Genomic DNA, 25,532 nt, shown 5'->3' with positions numbered 1-25,532 from the left:
AGGCAGGTCAAAGCAGGCTTACGGCGTCATCCGGCAGGGGCGTCGAGGTTCTATAGGTCTGTCGAACGTGCGTGCCAGTCATCCCGTTCACTCATTGCCGTCAGAGCAGTCCAAGCGCTGGCTTGAGGCCGCACCGCAGACCCAACCTTCCCATAGCGCCGAACCAACACCAGCCAATGTCGTGGAACCAACACCTGCCTCTGTCGTGGAGCCAACACCAGCCTCTGTTGTGGAACCAACACCAGCCTCTGTCCCACAACCAGAGCCGTACAATATCGTTGGTATGCCCATGGTGTTCGGGGTGGGATAAGCCCGCGGGGCTTGGCAGAGGGGCCAAAATATATCCTAATGAACCTCTCACAGGCACAAATTTGATATGGCCACGTAGGCCCCCAACCAGTCATCGCGGCAAGGATAAATTCCCGCGCAAGAGACGGAGTGTGGTTAAAAGCGAGGGTGCCTATTCATCGGATATCCTCCCGACGTTTGAATTGGACGATTGCCATGGACACGCCAACATTGGCTTCGAGTTACAATGACCACCGGCTTTTTGATCGGTTCGCTCGGGAAGCGGAGCGGTGGGCAGCGCTTGCCACGCGCGATCAGGCTGCAGACGGTGCCTTCTTCTACGCGGTTCGTACAACGTCCGTGTATTGCTATCCCTCCTGTGCAGCGCGTCCGGCCCTTAGGGAAAACGTCGTGTTCTTTGCGACCCGTGATGAGGCCGTGCAGGCAGGCTTTCGCCCATGCAAACGATGCCGGCCTGATCTTCCATCCCGAGCACAGCGGGAAGCCACATTGGTGGCCGGCGCCTGCGAGCTAATCGAAACGGCCTCTGAAGCGCCATCTCTTTCCGATCTCGCGCGTGCAGCCGGATGCAGTCCGCACCATTTTCATCGCCTGTTCAAGCGTATCACGGGCGTGACCCCCAAAGCCTACGCCGACGCACACCGGCAAAGCCGTGTACAGGCGGCCCTTACCAAAGGCGTGAGCGTGACCGAAGCGCTCTATGACGCCGGCTTCAATTCGTCGGGGCGTTTCTACGACGCAACTGACGCGATGTTGGGCATGACACCAACCGCCTACCGCACGGGGGGCGCTGGCGAGATCATCCACCATGCGACCGGTCAGAGCAGCCTTGGCTGCGTTTTGGTCGCGGCAAGCGCGCGTGGCATCTGTGCAATTCTGTTGGGCGATGAACCTGATGCGCTTATAAAGGATCTCGCTGCCCGCTTTCCGCGCGCTGAGCACCGGCCGGGCGATGCCGGGTTCGCCCAAACTGTGGACAATGTCATTCGGCTTGTGGACGATCCCGCGGATAACACTGCGCCAGTGCTGCCGCTGGATATTCGCGGCACCGCCTTCCAGCGCAAGGTCTGGAACGCGCTGCGCCAGATACCGCCGGGCAGGACTCTCAGCTATACCGAGTTGGCGGGCCGGATTGGGGCCCCCCGCGCGGCGCGAGCCGTGGCGGCCGCCTGCGCAGCCAACAGTCTCGCCGTGGCCGTGCCGTGCCATCGTGTGATTTCTGCAAACGGCGATCTTGCTGGCTATCGATGGGGCCTGGAGCGCAAGCAGCGTCTCTTGACGCGGGAGAAATCATGATTCCGCTTAGGGCCAAACCAGATCGGACAGAGGTCAGCATCAAACCGACAACGCCCTCTTCTATCGCGTCACGTCTCACGGGATTGAAGTGGTCCCGCATCGGCACTGAGCTGGATGCACACGGTTATGCGAATATTGGCCCTATATTAACGCGCCTGGAATGCGAGACGTTGGTGACGGACTACGACACTGACAATGTGTTTCGTTCGCGCATCATCATGTCGAGGCATGGCTTTGGTCAGGGGGAGTACAAATATTATGGCTATCCTCTTCCCTCGACAGTGAGCACCCTGCGTTTATCGCTATTCCCGCCGCTCGCTGAGATTGCGAACCGCTGGGAGAGCATGCTGGGTCGTCTACCCCGCTTTCCTTCCGATCACGCCTCCTACCTCGCCACATGTCACGCGGCAGGTCAGATCCGACCTACCCCCCTGCTGCTGCGCTATGGCACCGGGGATTACAATTGTCTGCATCAGGATCTCTACGGCGACTTACACTTCCCATTGCAAGCCGCCTTTCTGCTCAGCCAACCCGGGCAAGATTTCACCGGAGGAGAATTTGTTCTGACTGAGCAGCGCCCGCGTAGGCAATTCCGAGCCGAGGTGGTGCCGCTGCAACAAGGTGAAGCTATCATTTTCGCCGTCAACCACCGCCCTGTTGTTGGCACAAGAAGTGTATATCATGTCGCAATGCGCCACGGCGTCAGCCAAGTACGGACAGGCCATCGACACACGCTGGGCCTGATCTTCCACGACGCCAAATAGCCCGTGGCCTCCAGACCAGCAGCCGACATGTGCTCTCAACATTGGGGCAAGAACCGGATTGCGTGACCGCCAACGCGCAAGCTATTTCAACCCTCGCATTTCGAGGAACAGATGAGATGGTTCACCTCTTTTACACATCTCGATGCGGTCGAGAGCGGGCATCCGCCCCACCAAATCTCAGTGGACATCAACACTCCAGAGCCAGGCAGGTCGCGCCAAACCCGGATGCCAACGGACAGGCAACAGACGTCCTTTCTCAATCTGAGACCTGAGGCGTGACATGGGGATAGGCTTCAATGGCGATGCCTGCATCACCCAGTTTCCGTATCTTTGCCGGGATCATTCTGTATCGCATCAGCGAATTTCCGCATCAGGCGGAGGAGGCCATCAACGTCCTGCTCGCTCCACGATTCAAATATGGGTCGGCCGATCCACTCCCGGGCTGCATCGATCCGGGTTGTCATGGATTGGCCCTTGAGCATTACGATCCCTTCGCGCACGCGCTTGTCGGCGGTGCTTTCCTTGCAATCGATCAGGTCAAGTTCATGGAGCTTGGCCACCTGCCGGCTGATCGTAGTATAATCCCGCCCCACCCGGTCGGTTAGTTCCACTACACCGATTGGTTCCAGCCGCTTGATCAGCACAAGCAGCGGAAGCAGGGCGTGGTCTAGCTTGATCCCTGCCCTTAAACTGCCATTATGCTTCCGACCCACAGGGCACCTTGCAGATCATTCGGGCAAATCAAAAAGCAGAACCCAGATTTTCGGCATACTGTGTGAAAACGCGTAGCCGTAACGAAAATCGAGATTTTTTCTCTACCCCGCGGCTCCTCAGGAACGCTGCCTTTTCATAATCGTTTGTTAAGGTTTCGCTTATGCCGGCACCGCACGAGTAGAGCATTTTTTCAAAAAATGAGCCGCCTTTTCACACGGCCTGTACAAGTTATGCGGCAACCCGCGACCGGGTACGGGAAAGCAGAATGGCAGCTTTTATGAAAGTCCATTGGAATAGCTGGCGTTGAACCTCGGACTTTCCGCTATTGAACGTAGAAACAAAGAATCAGTCAATCCAACCAAATGCAAGAGCTTTGCAGTGGCCTGTTAAGATTAATGGGTACAAGCGTTCTTCAGAGGTGCGTATTAATTTTGGTTCGAAGGGTCGGCCAGGCATAGGCGCAGGGATTGCAAGAGGGCGGACTTCTCCATGGGGCGCCCCAGATAATAGCCCTGCAGCAGTCGTCCGCCCAATTTCTGGATCATCGCACGGTCATCCTCGGCCTCGATTCCTTCCACCACGACTTCGATGCCGAACTTGCGCCCGTAATCGATGACGGCAGCGACGAGATGCTGATCTTCGGGTGACCGGGTAATGTCGGAAACGAAGCTACGGTCTATCTTGATGCGATTGATGCTGCGATGACGCAGGGCCTCTAGCGACGAAAAGCCGACACCGAAATCATCGAGGCTGATGGTCACTCCTGCCTTGGTGAGTGTCTGTATCTTGTGCCGGACGGCTTCGATTTTGAGCGTGGTCTCCTCGGTGATCTCGACGTCCAGCAAGCGAGGGGAAAGGCCCAGGGCTGCGAAATGCTCCAGGATGATGACATCGACTGGAAGCTGCGCCATTTCTCGCGGCGAAACGTTCATCGCGACCTTGATGTCCTTCAAGCCCTCCCGGTCCAGGGTAAGCAGCAGGCGGCCAACACGGTCCAGCACGAAACGCAGAAGCGGTTCGGCTTGGCCGTTGATCGCCGCTAGGCGGACGAGCTTTTCCGGCGAGATCCAGCCATGTTGGGGATGGTGCCAGCGCAACAGGGCTTCGACCGTGTCGGGCAGGGCACGCCCAACCGCGAAGATCGGCTGGAACCAGATCTCGAGGTGTCCGTCTTCGAGATGGCGCAGGAGATCGCGTTCGAGGTCGCGGCGCATTTGCAATCGATCGCGCAGGGCACCATCGAACACATGAAAGCAGTTACGGCCTCCGTTCTTGGCCGCGTAAAGGGCTTCGTCGGCGCAGGCTAGCATGTCGGCCGTGTCTGCGCTTTGGCTCGTGACGATTCCTATGCTAGCGCCAAGCGCTCCTGTATCGACGCCGTCTATAGGAACCGATATGGCACTAATAGCCGCCTGGGCGAGATCGGTGGCCTGGTGCGATGTCGTGACGGGAAAGAAGATGGCAAATTCGTCACCGCCCATGCGGGCGAGGCGGGCTTCGCCGCTGATGTGGGCCTGAAGACGTCTGGCCACCTCGATCAGCACCTGGTCGCCCTTGCGGTGGCCATAGACGTCGTTGACCGCCTTGAAGCCGTCCAGATCGACGAACATCAGGCAATAGGCGGCTTGAGTGTCCCTGATGCATTCTTCGATCTCGGTGAGGAAACCCAGTCGGTTGAGCAAACCGGTTAAGTCGTCGTGCGTCGCGCGGTAGCGCATGATATCGATGACCTCCAGTGAACGGGCATGCGCGTCGGCAAGGGCGGCGGCGTTCGTCGTCGCCTCGTTCTTGGCGCGGCTGAACGCCTTGAAGGTGATTTCCGCACGAATGGAGCTGCGCGTGAGCGCGACCATATAAACAATGACGGTGAAGGCGATGCAATCGCGCTCGAAACCGCCTGCCACCAATAGACAAAGGACGACGGAAGCCAGGGCTGGAAGAATGAAACTCAAGGGCGTGCGCGCGTCGGGCGTGCCATGAGTGACGGCGCCGGCGGTTACGCCGCACACAACCGTCAGGTAAAAGAGCGTTTGCGGAGCGGTGTAGCCGGCGCACAATATCGGAATGAAAGCCCACACGATCCCAGACAGAAGCGCCCCGGTCCAGATCAGATACCTTTGGCCGGAAAGGGATAGCAAAGGCGGTTGCCGTTCAGCCGCTTGATCGACGCTGGGGGCCGGCAGATAGCAAAGCCAGATCCGGACGAGGTTTACGCTGAGCGATGCGACGAACCAGAGAATGCCGTAGAGCGCGAGGTGACTTTCGATGGCAACCAGAAGGTTGACTACGCCGAGCGCGATATTGACGGGAATCGCGACGCGGACGCAGCTCTTGATTTCGGCGATCTGATCCAAGGCGATACACGTCGAAAGCTCGTCATTAGTCTGGCCGGCGGCGACATCAAACTGTGTGCGGGGGGACGAAAACATGGGCTGGTCACCGTTATGATCCTGTCTGTCGTCAGATAATTTGAGACAGTTAGCTGCCTGATTTAGCGGAGGCTTTGACTCACCTGTTGGGTTAAAGGTTTAACCGGCTATTTGGTTGTGGTGCAAGCGCCTGGCCTGGATGGCTTGGCGCCGTGGTCTTGGTTGTGAATTCCTCGGCGGCTTTGACCATAATAAAAGCCGGTGAGGTAATTAGGTCATGGGCCTTGAACAGCCGGTAGGCAGACGCCCCCGAGACGAAATAGCCTTAGCTATCGGCGAAGGTCACGGCCAGTTCACGCGGGCACAGCATGGGTTGTTCCAGCGCTAGCTCGATGATCTATGCGCGCCTGACATCATCAATGCAGTTCCACACGCGATTAGGTTTGGAGGGACGGTCGTGCAGCGCCTCGGGCCCACCGGCACAATAACGCTCGTACCAGCGATAGAATGTCGAGCGGGAGATACCGAGCCAGTCCAGCGTCTTGCGCACGGGCAGGTACGACTGCTCGAAAAGGCGAATGAACTCAAACTTTTCAGCGGCGGGATACCTCATTCTTAGCCGTCTGTCGGGCGAAGTGAGAAATTGCCCCTGACGAATCGTAGAACTGCCCTCTCATTTTTTGAGAGGAGGAACAGATGACGAGTACCGTTTCAGAGAATTCTGCATTGTCGATGACGATGCAGGTGAACAAGATGCTTCAGCCTGAGGAGGTGGCTGCGATGATGCAACTGCATGGGCTTGGCCGAATGCAGAAAACGTCCAGTCGATGTCAGTACAAAACGTCACGAACGAGCTTTCTGCTATGACCTGTTTGCCGCACATTTTGCCTAATGGAGGTCCCGTTATTCGCCAGTTCCCGGATCACTTTGTTTGTTTCCTGACGACGGCGGCAGCCTTCATATTGCAGCTTTTCGGCATAGGTGAGAAGCTCGGGCTTAATGTCATTGCTGCCGACCGACTGTCTAATCTACTGCATGGACTTGCGGACGGCGTCCAGAAACGCTCGGCTCGAATTCTCCATGAGATGCCAACGATCGGCAACCTGCTGAGCTTCAAGCAGCCCTTTTGCAATCGCCTCGCGATATACGCCGCCCTGTTGTTGGCACAAGAGGTGTATATCGTGTCGGAATGCGCCACGGCGTCAGCCAAGTACGGACAGGCCATCGACACACGCCGGGCCTGATCTTCCACGACGCCAAATAGCCCGTAGCATCAAGCGCGTAGTAGCCGACATGTGCACTCCACATCCGGGAAAATACCGAACAAGAACTGGAGTGCGTGACCGTCAACGCGCAGGCTATTTCAACCCTCGCATTTCGAGGAACAGATGAGATAGTTCAGCAGGAAGGATAATGCTCCCTATTCTTGCCCGAGATGGCCGTTGGATGTCTTGAAACTGCTTTCGACGAAGGAGACGAAGGCCATCGCCTTGGCGCTGGCCATCCGGTCACTCGGAAACACCGCCCGGCAGCAGTTCACTTTGCCGACCTCAACAGCAGGCGGGTGCCAAGTCGCTCCTCGAGCTGAGCAACGGACTTAGAATTTGCTGGCTGCCCTACTTTAAAATCGCCCGCCACCCGGTCGCTTTGGAGCGGAAATCAGGCTAAGTTACCATCTGCGACCAAGCTTTACGCTGATTTCTGTTTGGTAGCTTCGCGCCTTCCGATGTCCTGGTCCTTTCTTCGCGTCCCATTCCTAATCCAGCCGTGCTACGGCTCCTCTGCGCAGAAGGTCGGGCGGTACAGAGTGTACATGCATCCTTGGCAGTGCCCATGCTGCCCGATAACACCGGGATGTCGTGAGGCCGCAAGCTCATGCGTCTGGTCGACAAAGCCCCCGCCTTTAGCTCCCGCGTGAAGATACGGAGGGCTTTGTCAGAGCTTCTGCACAAGGATGGCACCAACTCCGCTGTAATAGCCGTTTATGAAGATGCTTATTTATCTCTCTACCTCGCGGGCAGACAGCATTTCCGGCAAGCTAGGCCGGCGCAGCGCCATGCGCAAAATACCGGTGAGGACTAGGCTAAGAATGGCGAGCCCGACATAGACGACAAACCCGCGCGCATAGCCGCCAGCCCCCATCATTCCGACAAAATACCCCAGTAGCGGCGGCACGGCGAAGCCGCCCAGCGCCCCCAACCCACCGACCAGCCCAGCCGCGCCGCCGACCGCATGAGGCACATAGTTGGGCACCATGCGGAACACCGCCGCATTGTTCACGCCCATTCCAACGCCCACCAGCAATTCGCCGATCACGGACATCGCGAAGCCACTCGAGAAGGTCATTAGCAACGCGCCCGCCAGCAGGGTCGCCAGCGATATCATCGCCACCGGCTCGCCCCCAAAACGGTCTGCCCAGCGTCCACCCGGCACGCGGATGAGCGAGGATAGCAAAGAGAAGGTCGCGGTCAGGATCACGGCCATCCAATGCGAGGTCTGGAAGAAACTCTGCCAATAGGTCGGGAACCAAGCGGTGAGGGCTAGGAAGCCGCCGAAGGTGGTGAAATAGAGAACCACCAACAGCCAGGTCCGCCATTCCGCAGCCGCCTGCATCAATGTGTGCAAGGCACTGGTTTGCGGGAACAATTCCTGTCCGGCGCGTTCGGCCCGAACGCAGCGCTCGCCGCGTGGCAAGCCGGAATGGCTAAGCTGAAAATAAGGGGCGTTATGGCCGAGGCGCAGATATAGCCCGATGCCGATGACGACGATGACCAGCGATACCAGATAGGCCCCCCATAGTCCGATGAACATGATCATCAGCGGCATGGCAAGTGCTACCAGCCCAGGCGATGTATTGCCGAAGCCGGCATAGGCGGCGAGCGCCCAGCCCTGCTGCTGTTTGGGAAACCAGTATGACACTTGGCCTATCCCAACCGAAAATGTCGCGATGCCGCACCCGCCTAGCGCTCCGAACAGAAGCAGCCACGGGTAATGGCTCTGATCCAAATGATCGGGATAGAGAGTCAGGAGCATGTAATAAAGCCCGCCAATGCCGATGACGGACAGGAGCAGCAAAATCAGGAATGGCAGCTTGCCGCCCGTGGTATCAACCCAAGCGCCGAATGGGATGCGCAGCAACGAGCCGGTAAGCATGGGGATGGCCACGAGGAACCCCACCTGTTCGGGTGACAAGCTCATGACCTTGACGAAGCTGTGCGCTGTCGGCCCGAAAAGCGAAACGGCGCCGAAGCCGATGAAGAAGCCGATGGTCGCGCCATTCAGCGCTTGGCTGGGGCTGCCGCGCAGAGAGTGCTCGTTGGCGGACGTGGATGATTTATCAGTCAAGATGCGGTCTCCTGCTGGTCTAGCTCTGATCGCTGGACGTTGATGAGTGTCGCGGTATAGGCGCGCGCGGCTTTGGCCCAGGCGCGCCGGCGCAGCCGCTCCCGGATCGTTTCGCGTACCGCCTCATAGGGCAGCTCCCGCCCGTCCTCGCGCTGGTCGAGCCTGAGGATATGGTAGCCATGCCGCGTCGGCACGGGCACGGGGCAGATGGTGCCTGGCGTCATCGCCTGCAGCATGGTGGCGATCTCAGGCGTCACATCACGCGCCGTAATCTGGCCGAGCACGCCGCCCTCGGCACCGGTGGGGCAAGCCGAATGCTCCCGCGCCAAAGCGGCGAACCGGCCGGGCCGCTCGCCGAGTAGGGTTGCCAAGCGGCGCGCCTCCTCGCGTGCCGTCTCTCGCTGTAGCGGCGCCGTCATGTCAGCAGCGATAAGGATATGCGCCGCCTCGAACAAAGCGGGGCTACGAAAACGGCCCGGGACACGGTCATATTCCGCGCGGCACGCCGCATCGGAAATATCGGGCACCTGCACGTGGCGTTCGAGGAGTTGACTGATCAGGCTTTCATCCTCGAGTTCGCATACGGCGCCATCGCCAGGACGCGGCGCGATGCCAAGGTACTTCGCTTCGGCCAGCAAATTGTCGCGCAGGCGCAGCGCCAGTTCAGCCCGGCGCCAAGCCTCCGCGCGGTTCGGGGCCGGGTGGTGCTGCAGTTCAGCAGCGATTGCGGCCTCCGAGAGAACAACGCTCACGGCTGGCGCCCCTGGACCCGGCGGCGCGTCCGCACGATCTGATATCCACGGCGGCCGAGATACCAAACCGGCGCACTCCAGATATGGATCATCCGGGTGAAGGGCGAGGCCAGGAAAATGGTAAAGCCTAGAAATATATGCATCCGGAAGATCAGCGGTGTGCCAACAAGTAGCTGGGCAACATCAGGGCGAAAGGTGACGATCCCCTTCACATAACCAACAAGTTGCATGAACAGCGCGCTGTTCATGTGCATGGCCGAGACAGGGACCGTCAGGAGCCCCAGCGCCAGTTGAGACCACAGCATGAACACGATGGCGATATCCCAGGCACGGCTGTTTTGGCGGATGCGCGGGTCGGTCAGACGCCGGTGAATAAGGATCGACAGGCCGATGATGGCGATGAAGCCAGCCACCCCGCCCACCGCCATCGCCAGCAATTCATGCTGGGCCGGATTGATCAGCCAACTGATCAGCACATCGGGGATGAGGAAGCCGACGAAATGGCCGATGATGACGGTCAGCACGCCATAATGGAACAGGTTGGAGCCCAGCCGCAGGCGGCCGCGGCGCAGCAGTTGGGAGGAGTCACTCTTCCACGTATAAGCCCCATAGTCGAAACGAACCAAGCTGCCCAGCAACAGCACGGTGAGGCAGACATAGGGATAAACGCCAAACAGCGCGGTATTGATCCAGTTGCTCATGAACACTCTCCAGCAGGGGCGGCAACAGGGACGGGGGCAGCGGTGAAGAGCACTGGCTCCTCTGCCCAAGCATGGTCGTGTCCAGCTGGATCCACCTCGGGCGCCACCGAGCCGGCAGTGTGCCCCGCCGCCGGGGCGAGGGCGAGAACTGCATCCAGCACTGCTGCGTAATCGCTGCGGCGTTTAGTCAGGCGCTGCGCGAGGCTCACAGCGAGCGGTTGGATATCCGCGACCAGAATACCGGCTTCGTCTGACGTGATGATGCTCAGGAATTCGAGAAACAGCGGCAGATAGTCGGGCAGTTCGCCTGGCTCCATCTCCAGTCCGTTCGCCTCATAAAGCGTGCGCAGATCCACCATGGCCTGGCCGCGATCACGCGATTCACCATGGACATGCTCGAACAGATACAAGGAAAGTGAACGCGTCTGGTCGAATAGCGCGACATAGGCTTCTTGCGTGTCCAGCAGGTCATTGCTGGCGATACGCATTGCCAGGGCCGCGAGCCGTGCCGAAATTTCATTTGGCAGGGCGGGGTCATTACAGAGTATCCCGGCGATCTCCGGCGCGGCTTCTTGCAGCGCCTCGTCCGGGTAGCCAAGCAGCAGGCTGAGCAGTTTGAAAATGCGCATGGCGTGGTACCTCATGCCCAGTCCGGCGCGATCGGCACCGGACGGTGGCTCGGTGAACCGAACAGGCTAGGCCGCTTTTCGCCGCCAGCGCATCCATTCCCGAAGCTGAAGCCGCAGCCGCCGCGCAGGTCGAACGCATTCTCGCCGGCCTCGCGATGGGTAGAGGGAATCACGAAGCGATCCTCATAATTCGCAATCGCCATCAGTTGGTACATATCCTCAATCTGCGCGGTGTTCAGGCCCACGCGAGCGGGGATCCGCGCATCGACGACGCCATCCACCGTCTTTGCTCTCATATAGGCGCGCATCGCCAGCATACGCTCCAACGCCTGCGCGATGGGCGCCTCATCACCGGCGGTCAGTAGATTAGCAAGATAGCGCAGCGGAATGCGCAGGCTACGCACATCCGGCATGCCGTCGCACTCCGTGATCTTGCCGGCATTGGAAGCCGCCGTGATCGGCGATAAAGGCGGCACATACCAGACCATCGGAAGGGTCCGGTATTCGGGATGCAGCGGGAAAGCGATCTTCCACTCCATCGCCAGCTTCCATACCGGCGAGCGCCGCGCCGCCACCAGCCAGTCTTCCGGCACGCCATCTGCGCGCGCCTGCCGGATCACTTCCGCATCGTGTGGATCGAGGAATATCGATAGCTGGCTGGCATAGAGGTTCTTTTCCTCCGGCGCGCTGGCCGCGTCCTCAATGCGGTCGGCATCGTACAGCACGACGCCGAGATTGCGGATGCGCCCGACGCAAGTCTCCGAACAGACGGTTGGCTCACCCGCCTCTATCCGCGGATAACAGAAGATGCATTTCTCCGATTTTCCGGATTTCCAGTTATAATAAATCTTTTTGTACGGACAGCCGGAAACGCACATGCGCCAGCCCCGGCATTTATCTTGGTCGATCAGCACGATACCATCCTCATCGCGCTTATAGATCGCCCCGGACGGGCAGGCGGCGACGCAGGCTGGATTGAGACAATGCTCGCACAGACGCGGCAGGTACATCATGAAGGTATTTTCGAACTGTCCGTAAATTTCCTTCTGCACGCCGTCGAAATTATAATCCACGCTACGTTTCTCGAACTCTCCACCAAGAATCTCCTCCCAGTTGGGCCCATGCTCGATCTTCTCGATCTGCTCGCCGCTTATCAGCGAGCGCGGCCGCGCGGTCGGTGTCGCTTCCATCTCCGGCGCTGCGTAAAGATGCTCGTAATCAAAGGTGAAAGGCTCGTAGTAATCGTCGATTTCCGGCAGATCAGGATTAGAAAAAATGTTGGCCAGAACACGCCATTTCGCACCTATGCGCGGCTGGATTGTGCCGTCTTTTAGCCGCCGCCAGCCGCCATTCCAGCGTTTCTGGTTTTCCCATTCCCGTGGAAAGCCGAGACCGGGCTTAGTCTCCACATTATTGAACCAAGCATACTCAACTCCTTCGCGCGAGGTCCAGACATTCTTACACGTCACCGAACAAGTATGGCAGCCGATGCATTTATCGAGGTTGAGAACCATTGCAACCTGGGCACGGATTTTCATCACGTGGTCTCCTGCGCCAACGCATCGGCCGGATGGTCGAGCCAATCAACCCGGTCGAGCTTGCGGATGATGACGAACTCATCACGGTTGGATCCGACCGTTCCGTAATAGTTAAAGCCATAGGCAAGTTGCCCATAGCCGCCGATCATGTGAGTTGGCTTTAGCACCGTACGCGTCACCGAGTTATGGATGCCGCCGCGCTGACCCGTGAGTCTAGAGCCAGGCGTGTTTACCGTCTTGTCCTGGGCGTGATACATCATGGTCATGCCCTGCGGCACACGCTGGGAAACCACCGCACGTGCCACCAGCGCGCCATTAGCGTTATATGCCTCGATCCAGTCATTATCGGCAATGCCTGCGATTTTCGCATCGGTTTCGCTGATCCACACAACTGGGCCGCCACGGTTGAGCGTGAGCATGATGAGGTTATCGGTATAAGTGCTGTGAATGCCCCATTTCTGATGCGGGGTGATGAAATTCAGCACCACATCCTTGCCGCCCTCGGCCTTGCGCGCCGCGATCATCGGCGCCACGCTGCGCGTGTCAATCGGCGGTCGCCAGACGCACAGACCCTCGCCAAAGGCGCGCATCCACAGATGGTCCTGATAAAGCTGCTGGCGTCCCGTCAAAGTCCGCCAGGGGATCAACTCATGCACATTGGTATAGCCGGCATTATAGCTCACATGCTCGCTTTCCACCCCGGACCAGGTCGGCGAGGAGATGATCTTGCGCGGCTGAGCCTGAATATCACGGTAGCGGATCTTCTCATCCTCGCGGGCGCTGGCAAGATGCGCATGTTCACGCCCGGTCTGCCGACCGAGCGCGTCCCATGCCTTCACCGCCACTTCGCCATTGGTCTCAGGTGCGAGGGACATGATCGTCTCGGCGGCGTCAATATCGCTGTCGATGCGCGGCCGCCCGGCTGCGGGGCCTTCTCGCACAATGCCATTGAGCTTGCCGAGCAGTTCGATTTCCTTGCTGGTGTTCCAGTTGAGCCCCTTGCCGCCATTGCCGTGTTTGTCGAGCAACGGCCCCAGCGCAGTAAAAGCAGCATAGACATTCGCATAATCACGCTCCACCACGGAAACCTGTGGCATTGTCAGGCCGGGCACCGGTCTACCTTCGCCGCGCGTCCAATCCTGCACGCCGAGCGGCTGCGCTAGCTCGCCCGGCGCGTCATGCATCATTGGCGTTAGCACGACATCCCGCTCGCGCCCCAGCACCTCCGGAGCGATGCGGCTGAACGTCGCCGCCAGTTCCTTATAGATCACCCAGTCGCTGCGCGATTCCCAAGCAGGGTCGACCGCCGCTGAAAGCGGGTGGATAAAAGGGTGCATGTCTGATGTATTGAGATCATTCTTTTCATACCAAGTCGCGGTCGGCAGAACGACATCGGAATGAAGTGCGGTGGTGGACATTCGGAAATCAAGCGTTACCAGCAGATCCAGTTTTCCTTGCGGCGCATCCTCGTGCCAAACCACATCTTGCGGTTTCGTCCCCTGGCCGCGCGCGCCCAGATCCTTGCCCTGCACTCCGTGTGCTGTGCCGAGCAGATGCTTGAGGAAATATTCATGTCCCTTGCCCGATGCCCCGAGCAGGTTGGAGCGCCAAACGAAGAGGTTGCGCGGCCAGTTATCCGGATGATCGGGATTCTGAGTCGCGAATTCCAGTTCGCCAGTGGCGAGCCGGCTGGCGACATAATCGGCCGGTATCTGCCCCGCCGCCTCGGCCGCCGCGGCCAGGGTGAGCGGGTTGGCCCGCAGTTGCGGTGCACTCGGCAGCCAGCCCAGCCGTTCCGCGCGCAGATTGTAGTCGATCATCGCGCCTGACCAGTCTCCTTCAGGCGCGGTCGGCGAAAGCAACTCGCCCACCTCCAGCGTCTCGTAACGCCATTGGTCCGTATGGGTGTAGAAGAATGAGGTGCCATTCATCTGCCGGGGCGGACGTGTCCAATCCAGCGCGAAGGCGAGCGGCAACCAGCCGGTTTGCGGACGCAGCTTCTCCTGCCCCACATAATGCGACCACCCCCCGCCGGACTGGCCAACACATCCGCACAGTACCAGGAGATTGATGATCGCCCGGTAACTCATATCCATATGGTACCAATGGTTCAGCCCGGCGCCGAGAATGACCATGGATTTCCCGTGCGTTTTCGCGGCATTGGCCGCGAAGCCGCGTGCCACCTCGATCACATGGTCTCGCGGCACGCCGGTGATGCGTTCCTGCCACGCGGGCGTATAGGGCATGTCGTCATCATAGCTGGCGGTGACATTGCTGCCACCAAAGCCGCGGTCGACCCCGTAATTGGCCGCGAGCAGGTCGAACACCGTGGCCACCACGATCTCGCCCTCCGCCCCAGCCAGACGGCGCACCGGCAGACGGCGAGTCAGAATCTCGGAATGTGCTGTGCCCGCGACATGCGCATGTCCCTTGCCACCGAAATAAGGAAAAGCGACATCTTCGAACCCGTCCGCCGCGTCAGCCACCGAGAGCGCCAGCCGTACCTCACTGCCATCTCCCGCTTTTTCCTCCAGGTTCCAGCGCCCTGCCTCCCCCCAGCGAAAGCCAAGCGTGCCATGCGGCGCAACAAGCCGGCCGGAGACTTCATCGAATGCCAGCGTCTTCCATTCGGGGTTGTTGCCCTCGCCAAGCGAGCCTACGATGTCCGAGGCGCGGAGCAGCCGGTCGGGGACGTAATGCTCTCCCTGCCTCACCAGCCGCACCAGGAACGGCATGTCAGAATAGCGGCGGCAATAATCAGTGAAATACGGGTCCGGCTTGTCCACATGGAATTCGCGCAGCACCACATGCCCAAGTGCCAAGCCAAGCGCGGCATCCGTCCCCTGTTTCGGGTGCAGCCACAAGTCGGCGAATTTCGAGGCTTCGCTGTAATCAGGCGAGACGACGATGCTGCGCGTGCCACGATAACGCGATTCGGTGAAAAAATGCGCATCGGGCGTGCGCGTCTGCGGCACGTTGGACCCCCAGACGATCAAATAGCTGGAATTGAACCAGTCCGCACTTTCTGGCACGTCGGTCTGCTCGCCCCAGGTCTGCGGCGAGGCGGGCGGCAGATCGCAATACCAGTCATAAAAGCTCAGACTAACCCCGCCGAGTAGCGAGAGATAGCGTGAGCCAGCCGCGTAGGAGACCATTGACATGGCCGGAATGGGCGAAAAGCCGAACACCCGGTCGGGCCCGTATTTGCGGATAGTATAGGCGTTGGCCGAAGCTATGATTTCATTCGCCTCCTGCCATGTCACGCGGACGAAACCGCCTTTGCCCCGCACCTTATGGATGGCGCGACGCTGGTCCTCGTCCTCCATGATTGAGGCCCAGGCGGCAACCGGCGCCAGCGTTTTGCGCGCCGCGCGCCAGGCGCGGATGAGGCGGCCGCGCACCATTGGGTGCTTAAGCCGGTTTCCGCTATACAGATACCAGGAATAACTTGCCCCCCGCTGACAGCCGCGCGGCTCATGATTCGGCATGTCCGGCCGAGTCCGCGGATAATCCGTCTGCTGCGTTTCCCACGTGACGATGCCACCCTTGACGTAGATCTTCCACGAGCATGAACCCGTGCAGTTCACGCCATGGGTCGAGCGTACAATCTTATCGTGCTGCCAGCGCGCGCGGTAAGCTTCCTCCCAGCCCCGATCCTCTGTGGTGCTTATGCCGTGCCCGTTGGAGAACGGTTCGGGTTTGCGGCGGAAAAAGGTCAACCGATCGAGGAAATGGCTCATATACTGGGCTCTCCGTCAGCGCGCGTGCGGAGCCTTCTTGCCACAGCTGTGCAGACGTTTATTTGATCAAGGTCAAATATACGATTGATTGGCTTCTGATATTTTAATCAGATATCTTAACCCCGACTCTTGATCAGGCGCCGCAGCAGCAGAGCTTTACAAGCGATTCAACTGTATAGGGTTTTGTCGGATGCATTCACGACACCAGACGATGAAGGACGGGACGGAGCGTGACGATCGAGAACGATATGGCAGACACTCCTGAAACATCAAATCCAGTTGTTTTGGGCCGCGCTACCCGCCGAAAGCCCGCGGAACGGCAGGAGGGTGGCGCATCCGGATCAGATCGAGATCAGGCGGCAGGCAGCCCGGAGGATTTGATTGCAGGTTTCGCGCCGTTTGCGGGGCTTAATGCCGCCGCACGCCATACTCTTGCATGCAATGCCATGACGATGCGTGTGCCGCGGCGAACCGTCATTTTCGAGCAGGGTGAAGTACCCAATGCCCAGGCCGCGGTGCTTGAGGGCACCGTGCATCTTTCAGGTGCCACGCCGGGGCGCCCCCGAATGCTCGTCGAAACCGTGACGACGCCGGACCTTCTTCTCCCGGCGGCCGTTCTGGAAGATGCGCCCTATTTGCTGCGCGCTCAAGCGGCAACGGAATGCCGACTTCTGCTCGTGCCCGCAGCAGCCTTGCGGGGACTTGTCGCCGCCGATCCCGCGGCTGCCCTCACGGTAATGTTTTGCCTGACACGGCAATTCCGGCGGATGACGCGGCAGGTTAAAAATCTCAAGCTACGCACGACCACGCAAAGATTGGCCGCCTATTTGTTGAACCTCGATGCTGTCAAGGAGGGTAGCGAGTTTGCACTACCCTGCGACAAAGGCGCGATCGCCGCACAGCTTGGTATGACCCGGGAGAGCCTCTCAAGAGCGTTCGCGGCCCTGGAGGCTGATGCGATCACCGTTCGCGGTGCCAGCATTTCCGTGCGCGACCGTCAGCGCCTCATCGGGCATTGTCCGTTCGATCCACTGATCGATGAGAGCGCCTAACAGTGCAGCTTCATGGTCTCTACTGCAAATGATCCGTCAAATAATCGGCCAGGACGCGCGCATGGTTATGTTCAGCATCATGCGCGGCGTAGAGCAGCGTGACCGGGCCTTGCCGCCAAAGAGCCGCTAGACGGTCGAGCGCCGTGCTGTTTCGAGCAAGTTCTGCACAGTAAAGCTGCCGGAAGTCCTGCCAGCGGCTGGGATCGTGGCCGAACCATTGCCGCAAACCGGGACTTGGCGCGACATCTTTTAGCCATAGGTGAAGGGCCGCCTTCTCCTTCTTCAGGCCGCGCGGCCAAAGGCGGTCGACGAGCACACGCGCGCCATCATCACAGCCGGGCGTCTCATAGACGCGCTTAATTTTAAGAAGATTTGCATGTTTAGCGGTCATCGCAGCAGCGTCTCTGCTGTCAATATTCGGCGCAGCTGGGCGGGCTCCCCTTGGACCATCACCCCCGCGAGGTTGTAGCGGTCCAGGATCAGAAAGAATTTTTCCACCGCCTCCCGGAAAGCGCACGTCACCCTGCAGGATGGCGCCAAGATGCACTCGCTACAGCCAACAAGATCGACCTTGCCTTCCGTATACCGCGCCAAAAGGTTAAACATTGACTAATCGATCTCCAGGAAACTATGATGAAAATTTGACTATATGCAGATCATGACGTCAAATTCCGCATCTATCGATTTCCATGCATTTTAGGTACAATAAATCCGACTCTTGTTGATTTGTTTCGTGCCCTAATGCGCCATGAAGGGATAACTAAAGCAGCGAAAGCGCTTGATCTCGGCCAGTCACACGTTAGTCGTGCAATTGCGCAGCTTGAATCAGAACTTGGCTTTCTCTTATTTGTGCGCAGCCATGGGAGCGTTCTGCCGACAGAGGAACGGGAAACATTTTCCCGTGAAGTCGAGCGAACCTATGCAGGACTTGATCATCTCGAGCAGGTGGCTCGTCAAATACTGGAACTAACTCTCCCAGCCGTCGAACGTTACCCAGGGTAAGCCTAGACGACCTCTTTCCCCCTACCCGGTCACTGGCTGTCGCGCAATTTGTAGATACTGTTGAAAAACGGGCGCTTGTGCGTTTCATGACGTTGAATTATTGGCCGATAAGGCGCTTGCTCCCGAAAGGCCCGCCAGCTGGTAGACCGTGGGGATTCTGGGATATGGAGCAAGGTCACGCAGCACACTTTGTGACTACCGGTGGGCCGTTGGCACACAGGCGAACGAGTTTTTTGAGGCTCTGACCGATTGCGGCGAGCAGAAACTCATCCTTGGCACAGCTAAGGCCACACAATCTCAGCCAGCGTAAGCCGAGATTGCGCTTGAGATACTCGAACAGCATTTCAACCTTCTTGCGTTCCAGGGCTGAGCGCTCGAACGCCTCGGTTCCCTTCAGCGTCTTTACATGCTGGCGTTCTTTTCGACCAGTTAGCCTGGGTTTTTCTTGTCGCATATCTTTGTAGTAAATCTAACGATTTCCGCGACAAAGATGCGCGGCAGCCGGTGACCTGGTAAGGGGGGGAAGCCTTTAGCACGCGCGGCGCGTCAAAGCAGCCTATCCTTCCCATCTTCGATGCGCAAAGGGCCCGGTTCTCACGCAGATCATCCCCGACGTCACAAGAAGGACTTTACAGAGGATTATTCTGGGGAAGATCAACCTTGGGGCATGGTCATGACCGATGGCTGGGCCGCTTATGACGGCCCCATCGATGTCGGAAAAGACAAACATTTCCGTATCAAAAAGCACTGCAAAGAAAGCGGCCCTTTCACGGACCGCATAATCCACGTCAATGGCTTCAAGAATTTCTGGTCATACATCAAACGCCGTCTCGCCATGTTATGGCATGAAGGCAAGCTTCGAATTCGACCTCAAAGAACGTGAGTCAAGGTGGAGCAAGGACACTGATACAATTCTCGCCAAACTCACCCCATTAATGGTCTAGAGCTCTACAAACCGGCTCTTATAAGTATCGTCCGCAACGCTCTAACACTTCGATTTTGTAGCCGTCTGGGTCAGTTAGGAAGAAGAAGCGCGCCAAGGGCTGGTTGTTATGCATCAGGGCTTTCAGCGACGTTGGGGCAAGGCCGGCTTCAGTGGCGCGGGCATGCTCTGCCTCGATGCCGGTGACCGACAAAGCCAGATGCCCATATCCGTCGCCGATCTGATAGGGCGTCGTGCGGTCGTTATTCACCGTCAGCTCCAACTCGAAAGTACCTTCAGGATCGCGCAGATAGATCAAAGTGAAGCCATCGAAAGGAAAACGCGCTGCGGGGCGCAGTCCGAAGGCCGTTTCGTAGAAAGCCAGCGAGGCGGCCTCGTCGCGAACGCGGATCATGCTGTGAATCATCTTAGCCATGCAGGGTTCCCTGGTTTGAATTGCGAAGGGCGCGATAGACGCGGTTACGCGAGATACCTAGGCGGCGCGCGGTCTCGCTGATGCTGCCATTGCACTGGCCGCGCGTGACGTTGATAGCATGCGCCATTTGCTCATCCAACCGGCAGGCGGCTTGGCCAAGGGCCTGGGAAGCTGGACGACCAGGCAAGAAGGGCCGCAACTGGGCTGGCTCCAGCAGCTTTGGTCCCTCCAGGCTGGCGCGGGTGAGTACGTTGCGCAACTCGCGGATATTGCCGCCCCAGCCTTGCTGCGCGAGCAGCGCCAGAGCTGGCGCAGTGAGGCGCAATTGCGGGTCGATCTTCGCTGCCACGGCGATGGCCACAGCCTCGAAATCCCGCCGTTCCGCCAAACGCGGTAGCCGCACTGGCACCACCGCCAAGCGGTGCAGCAGATCCGCACGGAAGCGCCCCGCCGCCACCGCCGCCTCAAGGTCGACATTGGTCGCCGCGATCAGCAGCACATTTACCTGACGCCCTGTGCCGCCGCCAACCGGGCGCACCACCCAATCATCGAGCAGCCGCAGCAAAGCCGCCTGGGCGCGCTGGTCCATGTCGCCAATCTCATCCAGGAACAGCGTGCCGCCATCGGCCTCCACTGCAAGCCCGGCGGCACCGCCGCGCCGCGCCCCGGTGAAGGCGCCCTCGGCATAGCCAAATAATTCCGCCTCCACTAGCTCGCCGGGCAAGGCCGCGCAATTCACCGGCACGAAACGCCCGGCGCGCTGGCTGGCGCGGTGGGCTGAACGGGCCAGATCCTCCTTGCCGGTGCCGGTCTCACCACCGATCAGGATTGGCAGATGTCGCCGCGCCGCCGCCGCCGCCAGCGACAAGGCCCGCGCCACCGCCGGGTCCTCCGCGACATAAGCCGGCGGCGGTGGTGCAGCCAACCGGGCGGAGGGTGTACGCGGCGGGGACGCCGCCGGGCGGGCGACGATGGCAGCGAAAAAGCCGGAATGCGAGCGGTCGCATAGCCGGAAAGTCTCACCGCTGGCCCGCCCTGCCACTATCTCGCCGAATCGTCCTTCGAAAATACTGGCGAAGGTCGCCCCCGGGCTCAGCGGTAAATCGTGCAGCATCAGCTGCGCCTGCGGACTTGCGCCTAGCAACTGGCCATCCGCCCCCAGCGAGAGCAGCCCAGCGCCGGAGGTGTAGAGAAACTCCTCGCGCCCATGAAAGGCCAACAGCAGCCGGTTGTGATGCGCATCGCGGAACAAGGCATTTTCCACTTGTGTTGCCGCCATGCTAAGCAAAGCGCGTGTATGCATCTGCCGGGTGCTGCAGGACGAGGAGGCGTCCATCACCCCCGCTAACGCGCCATCCGGCCCCCAGACCGGTGCAGCGACGCAGGTGAGATCGCCATCACCATGGAAAAAATGCTCCCAGCCGTGCACCACCGCAGGGCGGCGCAACGCCGCGGTGAGGCCCAGCGCGTTGGTGCCGCGCATCATCTCACTCCAGCAGGTGCCGGGCCCCAAGGCGCGGTCCTGTGCGGGGCGGCGGAAGCTTCCATCTACCAGCGCATCCAGTACCGTGCCGTCCGGCCCCGCGAAGGCGATGAGGAAGTTAGAGCCAGCAATCTGCCCGTGCAACGTCTCGATCTCGCGCCTGGCAATGCGCGAGACCTTCTCATGCTGCTCCTTCGTCTCACGCCAGGTTGTGCTTTCCATCCGGCGCAATTTAGGCGGACGCATCGGGTCCAGCCCCATTTCCAGGCAGCGGCTCCAACTGGCGCTGATCTCCGCGGAAATATAGGCATGGGACACTTCGCCGTGCCGCTCAAGCAGTTTCCGCGCCGCGGTGACATTATCGAGACTCTCCATGGAATTTCCTCCTGGCGTCTGTCGGCGTGTGATAACTCTGCGTTTCCTGATGGCGCCGGATTTTGCGACGTCTCATTAGTTCCCGAAATATGCACACTCGCTCGCGCGTTGAAAAGCCCTGGGCGGGTTGTTCCGATTCGAACCAAGCTTGTTCCGCGCCGCACCAAACAGCCAGGCGAAATCGCGCAGAGGATCTCGCCTTTCCTGGCCTGCGGACTTTGGCACGATGGTTGCAGATCTCCCCAGCGCGTCATCTGCTGGCGCAGAAAAGATAAAAAGCAGGAGGAAATCATTATGAAGGCAGCCGTGCTGCATGAATATGACGAACATTTCACGCGAGATGAGATCGTGCGTTATGAGGATGTCGCGGATCCGCGCATCGACACGCCGAGTGACATTATCATCCGCATCGGCGGGGCTGGCGTCTGCCGGACGGATCTTCATGTAGTGGAGGGCATCTGGCGCAATATTGCAGGTATCCAACTGCCTTACATCATGGGGCACGAGAATGCCGGCTGGGTTGAAGAGGTTGGCAAGGCGGTCACTTCGGTGAAGCCAGGCGATGCGGTGATCTGCCATCCGCTGGTGACCAGCGGCCATTGCCTCGCCTGCCGCCGCGGTGATGACATGCACGCCGCAGAGAGCCGCTTTCCCGGTATCAACGCCGATGGCGGTTATGCGCAATATCTGCGCTCCGGCGAGCGGGCGCTGATCAAGCTGCCAAAGACGCTGGCGCCTAAGGATGTCGCCCCTTACACAGATGCCGGGCTAACCGCCTACCGCGCCGCGAAGAAAGCATCGCGGCATTTGCTGCCTGGGCAGAAGGCGATCGTCATCGGCGCTGGCGGGCTGGGGCATATCGGCATTCAGGTGCTACGCGCGCTCTGCGCGGCAGACATTATCGTCGTCGACCGTTCATCCGAGGCGCTGGCGCTGGCACGCCATTGCGGCGCCGACCATGTGGTGTTGGCCGATGAAGGCATGATGAGCCAAGTGAAAGATTTGACTGGCGGTAAGGGTGCTGAAGCGGTGATCGATTTCGTCGGCGAGGGCAATGCCGTGGCGCAGGGGCTGGAGATGACCCGCGATGGCGGCTTCTATTACATCGTCGGCTATGGGGGAAAGGTCGAAATTCCGACCATCGACATGATCACCTCCGAGAAGACTATCGTTGGCAATCTCGTTGGTACCTACGCCGAGTTGGTCGAACTGATGGAACTGGCGGATCGCGGCAAGGTGACGCTGACGACCCGCGAATATCGCCTGGAACATGCCAACCAGGCTCTGAAAGATCTGCATCATGGCCACATCCATGGCCGCGCGGTGCTGATCCCTTAAGCGACACGCGGTTTTCACCGACACTTCAAAATCATAAAACGAGAGGAAACAAAAGAATGGTTGCAAAGCTTGACGGACGTACGGCTCTGGTCACCGGCGCGTCGCGCGGGATCGGCAAAGCGATCGCACTACGGCTGGCAGAAGACGGGCTGGATGTGGCGATCACCGACGTCGCCGCCAACAAGGCAGGACTAGAAGAGGTGGCGGGACTGATCGAGAAGGCTGGCCGCAAGAGCGCGATGTTCACCGGCGATGTTTCCAAGGAAGCAGATGTAGAGGGCGCGGTGCAGGGTGCCGTCAAGGCGCTCGGCAAGCTGGATGTGATGGTGGCGAATGCCGGCATCGCTCAGGTTATCTCGTTGCTGGAATTGTCGGTGGACGATTTCGACCGAATGATGGCGGTTAATCTGCGTGGCGTGTTCCTCAGCTATAAGAGTGCCGCACAGCAGATGATCAAGCAAGGACATGGCGGCAAAATAATCGGTGCTGCCTCGATCGTCGCCTACCGACCATTCGCGCTGCTTGGCCATTATTCCGCCTCAAAATGGGCAGTGCGCGGCCTTACCCAAGCGGCGGCGATGGAATGGGCGAAGTATGGCATCACCGTAAACGCCTATTGCCCTGGCATCGTCGGCACTGCGATGTGGGATCTAATCGACGAGAAGCTGGCCGAGGAAGAGGGCCTCACCAAGGGCGCCGCGATCAAGAAATATTCGGAGTCAATCTATCTCGGCCGGGTTTCAGTACCGGAGGATGTGGCGAAATATGTCTCCTATCTAGCGTCGCCGGATAGCGATTACATGACTGGCCAGTCCGTCATGATCGATGGCGGCATTCAGTTTTCCTAAACTCAAAAAAAGGAAACCGACAATGTATAAAACTCAAGACGGCGACGAATTCTTCATCATCGACGGGCATGTGCATAATTGGGACGCCTCGGTGGAGAATCAGAAAAATCTCCATGGCAAGCAGTTCATCGATTGCTTCTTCGGCTATCATCAGCTGAGTCCAAAGGATTATCTCTGGTCGCGTGAGAAATTCTACCACCCCGGCGCGGCGCAGATGTATCAGGATCTATTCGTCAATGGCTATGACGACATGGCGATCTTTCAACCAACCTATCTAAAAGAATTTTACCATAACGGCTTCAACACCACCGAGCAGAACTACGAGTTGCAGAAGGCGCATCCGGAGCGCTTCATTACTAATGGCGCATTCGATCCGCGCGATGGCGAGGGAGGGCTGGACGCATTGCGCGCCAAGATTGAAAAATACAAACTGAAGGGGGTGAAGCTCTACACCGCTGAATGGAAGGGTGAAAGCAAGGGCTGGCACCTGACAGACCCGTGGTGCATCCGCTATCTGGAGGTGGCACGGGATATGGGGGTGAAGAATATCCATATCCATAAGGGGCCGACGATTCTGCCGCTGAACCGGGATTCCTTCGATGTCGCGGACGTGGATGATGTCGCTACACAGTTTCAGGAGTTGAATTTCATTGTCGAACATTGCGGACTGCCGCGGCTCGATGATTTCTGCTGGATCGCAACGCAGGAGACCAATGTTTATGCCGGGCTCGCGGTGGCGCTACCATTCATCCATAAGCGCCCGGACTATTTCGCGCATGTGCTCGGCGAACTGCTATTCTGGATCGGCGCCGACAAGATCTGCTACGGCTCGGATTACGCAATCTGGCAGCCGAAATGGCTGATCGAGGCGTTCGTGAATTTCGAACTACCAGAGTCAGTCATGAAGGAGAAGGGAGTGGAACTGACCCGCGAGATTAAACATAAAATCCTGGGTCTGAACCTAGCCCGGCTCTATGATATCGATGTCGAGGCTAAGAAGCGTGTGTTCCGGGACATGCGGAATCACGCAACGGCGGCGGAGTAGGGCGATGACGAGCGCGAAGGCCCCGCGCATCGCCGCCGTGATGGCGCGGTTGGCGCATGTGACGGATCCGGAGCTCGATGAATCGGTGGTGAGGCTGGGCTTCATCACCGGCATCGAAATCGACGAGCAGGCTGTGGTTAGCGTATATTTCCGGCTGCCAACCTATTGGTGTAGTGCCAATTTCGCCTGGATCATGGCTGAGGATATGATCCAGGCGGTTACGACACTCGCCTGGGTGAAGCAGGTGCGGCCGGTGCTCGATGAGCATATGTTCGCCAGCCAGATCAATCAGGCGATGGCCGGTACGCGGGATTTCCGCACGGCGTTTGGCGCCGAGGCGGAGGGCAGTTCGCTGGACGAGGTGCGGCGGACCTTTGCCCGCAAGGCGTTCGGGCGGCGGCAATTGGCACTGGTCGAGCGACTGCTGGCCGATGGCTGGACGGCGCCAGCGATTCTCGCGCTGCGCGTGCAGGATCTGAACGATCTCTCGCAGATCGATCTGGTCTGGCCGTATCTTGAGAAGCGCGCTGTGCCAGGGCCGTTCCTCAGCACCGATCCGGCCTTTATTGGGGCAGATGGGGCGACGGTGACACCGGAGCGCTTGGCCGTGCATCTCAACACGCTACGCGGGGTGGTGGTGAATATGGAGTTCAATGGCGCGCTGTGCCGTGGGCTGCTCGCCGCGCGCTATGAGGAGGAGGAAGCGATCCCGCCAGCGCGCGACAGCCAGCCGCAACTCATCGACTTCATTCGCACAACACGCCAACGGGGTTAAACATCTAGGAGCCTGTCCCGGTAACGGGCTAAATTCACTCGACAAGATGGTTGCGTCGTGATTCTGTTTTTCGATGAGCAAAGTGTTTCGCCCTTGGAA

Annotated in this window: 25 protein-coding genes and 2 pseudogenes; 12 read left to right on the top strand and 15 right to left on the bottom strand. The window is 59.1% G+C overall.

The window, feature by feature from the left end:
- From BUB54_RS21255 to BUB54_RS17140, 3 genes and pseudogenes are all read left to right on the top strand, one after another.
- Positions 1–310 (top strand): annotated as a pseudogene (locus tag BUB54_RS21255) (hypothetical protein); the annotation flags it as partial.
- A 194-nt stretch (positions 311–504) separates the two neighbouring features.
- Entirely contained in the window at positions 505–1,605 is a 1,101-nt protein-coding gene (gene ada / locus BUB54_RS17145; protein WP_082075705.1) for a bifunctional DNA-binding transcriptional regulator/O6-methylguanine-DNA methyltransferase Ada, read from the top strand.
- Positions 1,602–2,369 carry a 2OG-Fe(II) oxygenase gene (locus BUB54_RS17140; protein WP_199444717.1) on the top strand — a complete coding sequence of 256 codons (768 nt, stop codon included), beginning with the start codon at positions 1,602–1,604 and terminating at the stop codon, positions 2,367–2,369. The genes ada and BUB54_RS17140 overlap by 4 nt, the downstream gene beginning before the upstream one ends.
- 311 nt (positions 2,370–2,680) lie before the next feature.
- On the opposite strand, the gene BUB54_RS17135 is transcribed toward BUB54_RS17140, so the two are convergent.
- The 3 genes and pseudogenes from BUB54_RS17135 to BUB54_RS21645 form a co-directional block, all read right to left on the bottom strand.
- A complete protein-coding gene (locus BUB54_RS17135; protein ID WP_048879487.1) occupies positions 2,681–3,082 on the bottom strand; it encodes a MarR family winged helix-turn-helix transcriptional regulator in 402 nt (133 codons plus the stop codon).
- A 426-nt stretch (positions 3,083–3,508) separates the two neighbouring features.
- On the bottom strand, positions 3,509–5,512 hold the full coding sequence (locus BUB54_RS17130; protein ID WP_139284974.1) for a putative bifunctional diguanylate cyclase/phosphodiesterase: 2,004 nt from the start codon (positions 5,510–5,512) through the stop codon (positions 3,509–3,511).
- A 142-nt stretch (positions 5,513–5,654) separates the two neighbouring features.
- Positions 5,655–6,074, bottom strand: a pseudogene (locus tag BUB54_RS21645) (helix-turn-helix domain-containing protein); the annotation flags it as partial.
- Between the two features lie 74 nt (positions 6,075–6,148).
- Here BUB54_RS21645 and BUB54_RS22205 point away from each other — a divergent pair.
- On the top strand, positions 6,149–6,319 hold the full coding sequence (locus tag BUB54_RS22205) for a hypothetical protein (RefSeq protein ID WP_158320127.1): 171 nt from the start codon (positions 6,149–6,151) through the stop codon (positions 6,317–6,319).
- Between the two features lie 322 nt (positions 6,320–6,641).
- Positions 6,642–6,716, top strand: coding sequence for a 2OG-Fe(II) oxygenase (locus BUB54_RS22200; RefSeq protein WP_241869410.1), 75 nt, complete (start codon positions 6,642–6,644; stop codon positions 6,714–6,716).
- A gap of 272 nt (positions 6,717–6,988) precedes the next feature.
- Here BUB54_RS22200 and BUB54_RS22195 read toward each other — a convergent pair whose 3' ends face one another.
- The 7 genes from BUB54_RS22195 to BUB54_RS17080 all read right to left on the bottom strand — a co-directional run bounded on the left by BUB54_RS22195 (position 6,989) and on the right by BUB54_RS17080 (position 16,157).
- The gene (locus BUB54_RS22195) at positions 6,989–7,090 is read right to left on the bottom strand and encodes a LysR family transcriptional regulator (RefSeq protein WP_139284973.1); all 102 of its coding nucleotides are present in this window, start codon (positions 7,088–7,090) and stop codon (positions 6,989–6,991) included.
- Positions 7,091–7,450: 360 nt separating this feature from the next.
- Entirely contained in the window at positions 7,451–8,797 is a 1,347-nt protein-coding gene (locus tag BUB54_RS17105) for an MFS transporter (RefSeq protein ID WP_241869408.1), read from the bottom strand.
- Positions 8,794–9,549, bottom strand: coding sequence for a peptidylprolyl isomerase (locus BUB54_RS17100; RefSeq protein ID WP_048879490.1), 756 nt, complete (start codon positions 9,547–9,549; stop codon positions 8,794–8,796). Before BUB54_RS17100 ends, BUB54_RS17105 begins: the two co-directional genes overlap by 4 nt.
- The gene (gene narI, locus BUB54_RS17095; protein ID WP_048879491.1) at positions 9,546–10,250 is read right to left on the bottom strand and encodes a respiratory nitrate reductase subunit gamma; all 705 of its coding nucleotides are present in this window, start codon (positions 10,248–10,250) and stop codon (positions 9,546–9,548) included. Before narI ends, BUB54_RS17100 begins: the two co-directional genes overlap by 4 nt.
- Positions 10,247–10,879 (bottom strand): nitrate reductase molybdenum cofactor assembly chaperone, encoded by a 633-nt coding sequence (narJ, locus tag BUB54_RS17090; RefSeq protein ID WP_048879492.1) that lies wholly within the window; start codon positions 10,877–10,879, stop codon positions 10,247–10,249. The genes narI and narJ overlap by 4 nt, the downstream gene beginning before the upstream one ends.
- Positions 10,880–10,890: 11 nt before the next feature.
- Positions 10,891–12,417, bottom strand: a complete 1,527-nt coding sequence (gene narH / locus BUB54_RS17085) for a nitrate reductase subunit beta (protein ID WP_048879493.1) — start codon at positions 12,415–12,417, stop codon at positions 10,891–10,893.
- A complete protein-coding gene (locus BUB54_RS17080) occupies positions 12,417–16,157 on the bottom strand; it encodes a nitrate reductase subunit alpha (protein ID WP_048879494.1) in 3,741 nt (1,246 codons plus the stop codon). The genes narH and BUB54_RS17080 overlap by 1 nt, the downstream gene beginning before the upstream one ends.
- A gap of 230 nt (positions 16,158–16,387) precedes the next feature.
- Between BUB54_RS17080 and BUB54_RS17075 the strand changes: the two genes are divergently transcribed.
- Positions 16,388–17,209 carry a helix-turn-helix domain-containing protein gene (locus BUB54_RS17075; RefSeq protein WP_241869409.1) on the top strand — a complete coding sequence of 274 codons (822 nt, stop codon included), beginning with the start codon at positions 16,388–16,390 and terminating at the stop codon, positions 17,207–17,209.
- 19 nt (positions 17,210–17,228) lie between these two features.
- Here BUB54_RS17075 and BUB54_RS17070 read toward each other — a convergent pair whose 3' ends face one another.
- Positions 17,229–17,600, bottom strand: coding sequence for a DUF488 domain-containing protein (locus tag BUB54_RS17070; RefSeq protein ID WP_048879495.1), 372 nt, complete (start codon positions 17,598–17,600; stop codon positions 17,229–17,231).
- Positions 17,597–17,731, bottom strand: a complete 135-nt coding sequence (locus BUB54_RS21875) for a hypothetical protein (protein WP_277813460.1) — start codon at positions 17,729–17,731, stop codon at positions 17,597–17,599. Before BUB54_RS21875 ends, BUB54_RS17070 begins: the two co-directional genes overlap by 4 nt.
- 204 nt (positions 17,732–17,935) lie before the next feature.
- Here BUB54_RS21875 and BUB54_RS17060 point away from each other — a divergent pair, with 204 nt between their 5' ends.
- Positions 17,936–18,211, top strand: a complete 276-nt coding sequence (locus BUB54_RS17060; RefSeq protein WP_264797720.1) for a helix-turn-helix domain-containing protein — start codon at positions 17,936–17,938, stop codon at positions 18,209–18,211.
- A gap of 175 nt (positions 18,212–18,386) precedes the next feature.
- Here the strand turns inward: BUB54_RS17060 and BUB54_RS17055 are convergent, their stop codons facing one another.
- A complete protein-coding gene (locus BUB54_RS17055) occupies positions 18,387–18,665 on the bottom strand; it encodes a transposase (protein ID WP_048879497.1) in 279 nt (92 codons plus the stop codon).
- A 219-nt stretch (positions 18,666–18,884) separates the two neighbouring features.
- Between BUB54_RS17055 and BUB54_RS17050 the strand changes: the two genes are divergently transcribed.
- Positions 18,885–19,094, top strand: coding sequence for a transposase (locus tag BUB54_RS17050; RefSeq protein ID WP_139284972.1), 210 nt, complete (start codon positions 18,885–18,887; stop codon positions 19,092–19,094).
- Between the two features lie 79 nt (positions 19,095–19,173).
- On the opposite strand, the gene BUB54_RS17045 is transcribed toward BUB54_RS17050, so the two are convergent.
- Both BUB54_RS17045 and BUB54_RS17040 read right to left on the bottom strand, forming a co-directional pair.
- Positions 19,174–19,569: a VOC family protein gene (locus BUB54_RS17045; protein ID WP_048879499.1), complete on the bottom strand. Its 396-nt coding sequence runs from the start codon at positions 19,567–19,569 to the stop codon at positions 19,174–19,176.
- Complete coding sequence (locus BUB54_RS17040) at positions 19,562–21,427, bottom strand: sigma-54-dependent Fis family transcriptional regulator (protein WP_048879500.1); 1,866 nt, start codon at positions 21,425–21,427, stop codon at positions 19,562–19,564. The genes BUB54_RS17045 and BUB54_RS17040 overlap by 8 nt, the downstream gene beginning before the upstream one ends.
- A 294-nt stretch (positions 21,428–21,721) precedes the next feature.
- Between BUB54_RS17040 and BUB54_RS17035 the strand changes: the two genes are divergently transcribed.
- Genes BUB54_RS17035 through BUB54_RS17020 form a run of 4 tightly spaced genes read left to right on the top strand, consistent with a single transcriptional unit; the run spans position 21,722 to position 25,433 of the window.
- Positions 21,722–22,765, top strand: a complete 1,044-nt coding sequence (locus BUB54_RS17035; RefSeq protein WP_048879501.1) for an NAD(P)-dependent alcohol dehydrogenase — start codon at positions 21,722–21,724, stop codon at positions 22,763–22,765.
- A 56-nt stretch (positions 22,766–22,821) separates the two neighbouring features.
- The gene (locus BUB54_RS17030; protein ID WP_048879502.1) at positions 22,822–23,613 is read left to right on the top strand and encodes an acetoin reductase; all 792 of its coding nucleotides are present in this window, start codon (positions 22,822–22,824) and stop codon (positions 23,611–23,613) included.
- Between the two features lie 22 nt (positions 23,614–23,635).
- Positions 23,636–24,658 (top strand): amidohydrolase family protein, encoded by a 1,023-nt coding sequence (locus tag BUB54_RS17025; protein ID WP_048879503.1) that lies wholly within the window; start codon positions 23,636–23,638, stop codon positions 24,656–24,658.
- A 4-nt stretch (positions 24,659–24,662) separates the two neighbouring features.
- Complete coding sequence (locus BUB54_RS17020; protein ID WP_048879504.1) at positions 24,663–25,433, top strand: iron-sulfur cluster assembly protein; 771 nt, start codon at positions 24,663–24,665, stop codon at positions 25,431–25,433.
- Positions 25,434–25,532: the final 99 nt, after the last annotated feature.

The sequence above is a fragment of the Acidocella aminolytica 101 = DSM 11237 genome (genome assembly GCF_900129125.1).
Classification (GTDB): Bacteria; Pseudomonadota; Alphaproteobacteria; order Acetobacterales; family Acetobacteraceae; genus Acidocella; species Acidocella aminolytica.
Note: the sequence above shows the minus strand (reverse complement) of the source record. Positions and strands in the feature narration are given on the sequence as shown.

Excerpts from the sequence above, each read along its gene's own strand:
- ada (WP_082075705.1), top strand. The coding sequence starts at position 505 with ATGGACACGCCAACATTGGCTTCGAGTTACAATGACCACCGGCTTTTT.
- BUB54_RS17140 (WP_199444717.1), top strand. The coding sequence starts at position 1,602 with ATGATTCCGCTTAGGGCCAAACCAGATCGGACAGAGGTCAGCATCAAA.
- BUB54_RS17130 (WP_139284974.1), bottom strand. The coding sequence starts at position 5,512 with ATGTTTTCGTCCCCCCGCACACAGTTTGATGTCGCCGCCGGCCAGACT.
- BUB54_RS22205 (WP_158320127.1), top strand. The coding sequence starts at position 6,149 with ATGACGAGTACCGTTTCAGAGAATTCTGCATTGTCGATGACGATGCAG.
- narI (WP_048879491.1), bottom strand. The coding sequence starts at position 10,250 with ATGAGCAACTGGATCAATACCGCGCTGTTTGGCGTTTATCCCTATGTC.
- narJ (WP_048879492.1), bottom strand. The coding sequence starts at position 10,879 with ATGCGCATTTTCAAACTGCTCAGCCTGCTGCTTGGCTACCCGGACGAG.
- narH (WP_048879493.1), bottom strand. The coding sequence starts at position 12,417 with ATGAAAATCCGTGCCCAGGTTGCAATGGTTCTCAACCTCGATAAATGC.
- BUB54_RS17080 (WP_048879494.1), bottom strand. The coding sequence starts at position 16,157 with ATGAGCCATTTCCTCGATCGGTTGACCTTTTTCCGCCGCAAACCCGAA.
- BUB54_RS17070 (WP_048879495.1), bottom strand. The coding sequence starts at position 17,600 with ATGACCGCTAAACATGCAAATCTTCTTAAAATTAAGCGCGTCTATGAG.
- BUB54_RS17055 (WP_048879497.1), bottom strand. The coding sequence starts at position 18,665 with ATGCGACAAGAAAAACCCAGGCTAACTGGTCGAAAAGAACGCCAGCAT.
- BUB54_RS17050 (WP_139284972.1), top strand. The coding sequence starts at position 18,885 with ATGACCGATGGCTGGGCCGCTTATGACGGCCCCATCGATGTCGGAAAA.
- BUB54_RS17045 (WP_048879499.1), bottom strand. The coding sequence starts at position 19,569 with ATGGCTAAGATGATTCACAGCATGATCCGCGTTCGCGACGAGGCCGCC.
- BUB54_RS17040 (WP_048879500.1), bottom strand. The coding sequence starts at position 21,427 with ATGGAGAGTCTCGATAATGTCACCGCGGCGCGGAAACTGCTTGAGCGG.
- BUB54_RS17035 (WP_048879501.1), top strand. The coding sequence starts at position 21,722 with ATGAAGGCAGCCGTGCTGCATGAATATGACGAACATTTCACGCGAGAT.
- BUB54_RS17030 (WP_048879502.1), top strand. The coding sequence starts at position 22,822 with ATGGTTGCAAAGCTTGACGGACGTACGGCTCTGGTCACCGGCGCGTCG.
- BUB54_RS17025 (WP_048879503.1), top strand. The coding sequence starts at position 23,636 with ATGTATAAAACTCAAGACGGCGACGAATTCTTCATCATCGACGGGCAT.
- BUB54_RS17020 (WP_048879504.1), top strand. The coding sequence starts at position 24,663 with ATGACGAGCGCGAAGGCCCCGCGCATCGCCGCCGTGATGGCGCGGTTG.